Origin of the sequence: Methylobacterium sp. WL103 (assembly GCF_008039885.1) — a bacterium.
GTDB classification, from domain to species: domain Bacteria; phylum Pseudomonadota; class Alphaproteobacteria; order Rhizobiales; family Beijerinckiaceae; genus Methylobacterium; species Methylobacterium cerastii.
Window position 1 is genome coordinate 1 of record NZ_VRUX01000974.1, and the last position, 1,052, is coordinate 1,052.

Sequence of the window (1,052 nt, forward strand, 5' to 3'; positions counted from 1 at the left end):
GGCGGCGGCGGCCTCCGCGTCGGCCCAATCCTCGGGCGTCGCGCCGGCCGCGCCGTCGGTCACGCCACGCCCAGGATCTGGGAGAGACGTTCGCGCGCCCGGCTCACCCGGCTCTTCACCGTGCCCGGCTGGCACCCGAGGACGAGGGCCGCCTCCTCGTAAGGCAGGCCCTCGATCACCACGAGGAGCAGGGTCTCGCGCTGTTCGGCGGGAAGTGCGTCCAGCGCGACCTGCAGCTCGATCAGCCCGATCCGGTGCTCCTGCTCGGCCGGCGCGCTCAAGCCCGCGGCGAAGATGCCGTCGACGTCCGGAACCTCGCGCCGGTAGCGCTTGCCCTGGTTGATGTGCGCGTTGCGCAGGATCGTGAACAGCCAGGCGACGAGGTTGGTGCCGGCCTGGAAGCGGGACCGGTTCTCCCAGGCCTTCAACAGGGTCGCCTGCACCAGGTCGTCGGCTTCCGCCGCGCTGCGGGTGCGCATCATCGCGAAGCGGCGCAGGCGCGGCACCGCCTGGATCAGGCTGTCGCTGAAGGCCTTCGTCACCTGCCGTTCCGCCTGGGCGTCCAGCAGCGCGGCCCGCAAGCGAAGCAGGACCTGCCCGAGGCGCGTGTCGGGGTCGGCCTCGGCGACCGTCGGGAAGAGTTCATCCAGGCGCCTGCCGATCATATCGCGGACATGACGGGGCAATCCCTCGCTCGCGGAGAGTTCTTCAGGCTCTGTACTTAAGTCCATAGGGATCGTGCGTCCTGTGTTCGTAGAGGAGATGGTGTTGACCAGGCTCTCTACGGTCCGGCTCGTGTCCTCGGTTCTGGATGGTCGATCACGTTCACGTCAATGGTGCGACTATACCAGTTTCCACCCAAACCCACCAAGGAACCCGATCATCGCGACGTTGTTACGGGCCTTGCTCCGAGCCGCGGCGACGCCGCCGCCCCGGGGCGGATCGCGCGCTCCCGACAGCCGGGACCGCCAGGCGCCGAGGCTGGCGCCGCAGGGGGGGATTCCGGCATGTCGATCGGTCTGCGTGGCGCTCTCGTCCGGTGGTTCCTGGGC

At 69.5% G+C, this 1,052-nt stretch carries 2 protein-coding genes; both read right to left on the bottom strand.

Going from position 1 to position 1,052, the window contains the following annotated elements; genetic code table 11:
• Positions 1–59 precede the first annotated feature (59 nt).
• Positions 60–665 (bottom strand): sigma-70 family RNA polymerase sigma factor, encoded by a 606-nt coding sequence (locus FV222_RS27140; protein WP_238272815.1) that lies wholly within the window; start codon positions 663–665, stop codon positions 60–62.
• A gap of 177 nt (positions 666–842) precedes the next feature.
• On the bottom strand, positions 843–1,052 hold a 210-nt coding region (locus FV222_RS30770), incomplete at its 5' end, for a hypothetical protein (protein ID WP_210248519.1).